This window comes from Streptococcus sp. HMSC056C01 (assembly GCF_001811305.1).
Classification (GTDB): domain Bacteria; phylum Bacillota; class Bacilli; order Lactobacillales; family Streptococcaceae; genus Streptococcus.
Genome location: NZ_KV804208.1, coordinates 1 through 3,815, shown reverse-complemented (window position 1 = coordinate 3,815; position 3,815 = coordinate 1). Strand labels below are relative to the sequence as shown.

Sequence of the window (3,815 nt, the reverse complement as noted above, 5' to 3'; positions counted from 1 at the left end):
GCCTCAAAACGTTAATCAATACGATACTATCAACGTTTACAGACATTCAAGAATTTTCTCTTGGATGTCTTTTTTGTATAAAAAATAGTTGTTTTTCGGAAAGTTAGCTATTAATATTTATCAATGATAAAAATAGCATGTTTTAAGGGACTGACCCCAAAAAGTGAGAATTTAATAAAAAGACACCTCCATGTGCATTTGATTATATTGTGTCAAATCCAACTTGGAGGTGTTTTTATTTAGTTCTCATTTACGGGGGTCAGTGCCAAAAAACACTTGACTTAATTAATGAAAAGGGTTATACTATGTTCAAGCAAATACTTGAATGATATTGAGGTGAGAATATGATTAACAAAGATACTTGTGAAATTTATTGTTATGACGAAGAAAAGGTCAATCGAATACAAGGGAATTTACAGACAGTAGATATTTCTAGTGTTGCCCAAATGTTAACAGCTATTGCAGATAAAAATAGAGCAAAAATTACCTATGCATTGTGTCAAGATGACGAACTGTGTGTGTGTGATATTGCAAATATTATAGGTGTTACGGTTGCAAATGCCTCTCATCACCTACGAACGCTCCATAAGCAAGGGATTGTTAAGTTTCGAAAAGAGGGAAAACTTGCATTTTATTCATTAGATGATGAGCATATCAGACAAATTATGATGATTGCATTGGCACTTAAGAAAGAGGTGAAGATCAATGTCTAGTGGGAAAGCAAAACAGTTCGAAGAAGAAATGAAAGCCTATCGTGTTCAAGGATTTACTTGTACGAACTGTGCAGCCATTTTTGAAAATAATGTTAAAGAACTTCCCGGTGTTCAGGATGCGAAAGTAAATTTCGGAGCATCTAAAGTTTATGTTAAAGGGACGACAACCATTGAAGAATTAGAAAAAGCAGGAGCATTTGAAAATTTAAAAATTCGAGATGAAAAAGAACAAAGGGTAGAAGGAGAACCTTTTTGGAAGCAGAAAGAAAACATTAAGGTATATATATATCAGCTCTTTTACTTGTAGTTAGCTGGTTCTTAGGAGAGCAGTATGGTGAAGAGCATGTTCTACCGACAATTGGTTATGCAGCGTCCATTTTAATCGGTGGATATTCGTTATTTATTAAAGGTCTCAAAAATTTAAGCAGATTAAATTTCGATATGAATACGCTTATGACTATTGCCATTATAGGAGCTGCAATTATTGGTGAATGGGGTGAAGGGGCAACCGTTGTTATCCTATTTGCGATTAGTGAAGCATTAGAGCGTTATTCAATGGATAAAGCACGTCAATCTATTGAATCTTTAATGGATATTGCCCCAAAAGAAGCGTTAATTCGACGAGGCAATGAAGAAATGATGATTCATGTTGATGAGATTCAAGTTGGAGACATCATGATAGTTAAGCCCGGTCAAAAGTTAGCAATGGATGGAATAGTGGTTAAAGGTACATCGACATTAAATCAGGCTGCGATTACAGGTGAAAGTGTTCCAGTAACGAAAATCACAAATGATGAAGTATTTGCAGGAACCTTGAATGAAGAAGGGTTACTTGAGGTTAAAGTAACAAAACGAGTTGAAGATACCACTCTTTCAAAAATCATTCACTTGGTAGAAGAAGCCCAAGCAGAACGGGCCCCCTCTCAAGCGTTTGTCGAGAAATTTGCAAAATACTATACACCAGCTATTGTCATACTAGCTCTTTTAATTGCAGTAGTTCCACCATTATTTGGCGGAGACTGGAGCCAATGGATTTATCAAGGATTAGCTGTATTAGTGGTTGGTTGTCCTTGTGCCTTAGTAGTCTCAACTCCAGTTGCTGTGGTTACAGCAATAGGAAATGCAGCGAAAAATGGTGTATTAATTAAAGGTGGTATCCATTTAGAAGCAGCAGGACACTTAAAAGCGATAGCCTTTGATAAAACAGGAACATTAACCAAAGGGATTCCAGCTGTAACAGACATTGTGACATATGGTAGAAATGAAAATGAATTAATAACCATAACATCAGCCATTGAAAAAGGATCGCAGCACCCTCTTGCTTCAGCGATTATGCGAAAAGCAGAAGAAAATGGATTAAAATTCAATGAAGTAACAGTAGAGGATTTTCAATCCATTACAGGTAAAGGCGTTAAAGCCAAAATAAATAATGAAATGTATTATGTGGGAAGTCAAAATCTTTTTGAGGAATTACACGGAAGCATTTCAAGCGATAAAAAAGAAAAAATTGCCGATATGCAAACTCAAGGTAAAACGGTGATGGTGTTAGGAACAGAAAAAGAAATTCTTTCGTTTATTGCCGTAGCCGATGAAATGAGGGAATCGTCTAAAGAAGTTATCGGCAAGTTGAACAATATGGGAATCGAAACAGTGATGCTAACAGGCGATAACCAAAGAACGGCAACAGCCATCGGAAAACAAGTTGGTGTTTCGGATATTAAAGCTGACTTACTTCCAGAAGATAAGCTTAATTTTATTAAAGAACTTCGAGAAAAACATCAAAGTGTGGGGATGGTCGGAGATGGCGTGAATGATGCTCCAGCCCTTGCGGCATCTACCGTTGGTGTAGCAATGGGTGGTGCTGGAACTGATACAGCTTTAGAAACGGCTGACATCGCCTTAATGTCTGATGATTTGAGTAAATTGCCATATACAATAAAATTAAGTCGTAAGGCTTTAGCAATCATCAAGCAAAACATTACCTTCTCTTTGGCGATTAAATTAGTGGCATTACTTTTGGTCATGCCCGGTTGGTTAACACTTTGGATAGCGATATTTGCTGATATGGGAGCAACTTTACTTGTAACATTAAACAGTTTACGCTTATTGAAAATCAAAGAATAGGTTCTAAAATGGTTGTACTGACCCCAAAAAGTTAGACAGAAAATCTAACTTTTTGGGTGTTTTTATTTAATTCTCATTTACGGGGGTCAGTGCCAAAGGTTATGAAGTTTGGGCAAGGAAACATAATATCAAAACAATGGCAGATTCAATAATTAAATTAAGAGAACAAGGCATTAATTCCATTACCCAGCTCGATGATCTAATCAAAAAATCTGCCGATGATAGACAAGATTTGTTAGATAAAATAAAGAACATTGAAACTAAAATGAAGAGTTTATCTCAAGATATGGAAAATATAAATACTATAAATAAGTATCGTGAAATCTATAAATACCACAAGAAAAATCTTGAAGATAAACAATTTGCAGAGGAGTATTATAGCGAACTTCCCGTATATAAAATTGCCGCTAAAGAAATTTTAGAAAACTATAAAAAGCTACCAAAAACAAAAGAAATACTATCAAACTTCGATAAATTGCAAGAAAAAAAGAACAATTTTCTGACCTTGTTCAGTATAGGAAAAACTATGAAAATTATTATGAGATAGAAGGGGAGAGATAAAAAGCTATAAGCGTTCCTTACATTTGTTAAAAATACTTAACACAATTTGTTTACAATAGTAAACTTACTTCGAACATGTTTGTTCACATCTGTAGACAACTAGGGGGAAAGGAGAATGAGCACAATAGAATTTAATACTTATATCACAGATGCAGAAGATATTTTTAACCGTATTTGCAATAAGAAAGTCGGAAATGTAATAAGAAGTATCATTGACGATCATGTTTTAAGCTTCGATGATATAGATCGACTAGAAAAAATATTAGAGATGAAAAAATCTTTCGCAGTAGAAGAAGTGGATTGCAATTGTCCAGAAGAACAATGCGAATGTCATTTACATCATCATTAAGCATAAGGAGGAATTTAAAATGAATAATGACAACAAATATTCGTCCCATAATCACAGCGGGCACAGTG

1 protein-coding gene and 3 pseudogenes are annotated in these 3,815 nt (G+C 35.0%); all 4 read left to right on the top strand.

The features are described 5' to 3' along the window. The first annotated feature begins 344 nt into the window (after positions 1 to 344). Complete coding sequence (locus tag HMPREF2795_RS06965) at positions 345 to 713, top strand: ArsR/SmtB family transcription factor (RefSeq protein ID WP_002926021.1); 369 nt, start codon at positions 345 to 347, stop codon at positions 711 to 713. After that, positions 706 to 2,837: pseudogene (locus HMPREF2795_RS06960) on the top strand (heavy metal translocating P-type ATPase). The gene HMPREF2795_RS06965 and the pseudogene HMPREF2795_RS06960 overlap by 8 nt, the downstream one beginning before the upstream one ends. Positions 2,838 to 2,925: 88 nt before the next feature. After that, a pseudogene (locus HMPREF2795_RS06955) lies at positions 2,926 to 3,398 on the top strand (hypothetical protein); the annotation flags it as partial. 151 nt (positions 3,399 to 3,549) lie between these two features. Continuing rightward, positions 3,550 to 3,747 (top strand): annotated as a pseudogene (locus HMPREF2795_RS06950) (CopY/TcrY family copper transport repressor); the annotation flags it as partial. Between the last annotated feature and the right edge of the window lie 68 nt (positions 3,748 to 3,815).

Excerpts from the sequence above, each read along its gene's own strand:
- HMPREF2795_RS06965 (WP_002926021.1), top strand. The coding sequence starts at position 345 with ATGATTAACAAAGATACTTGTGAAATTTATTGTTATGACGAAGAAAAG.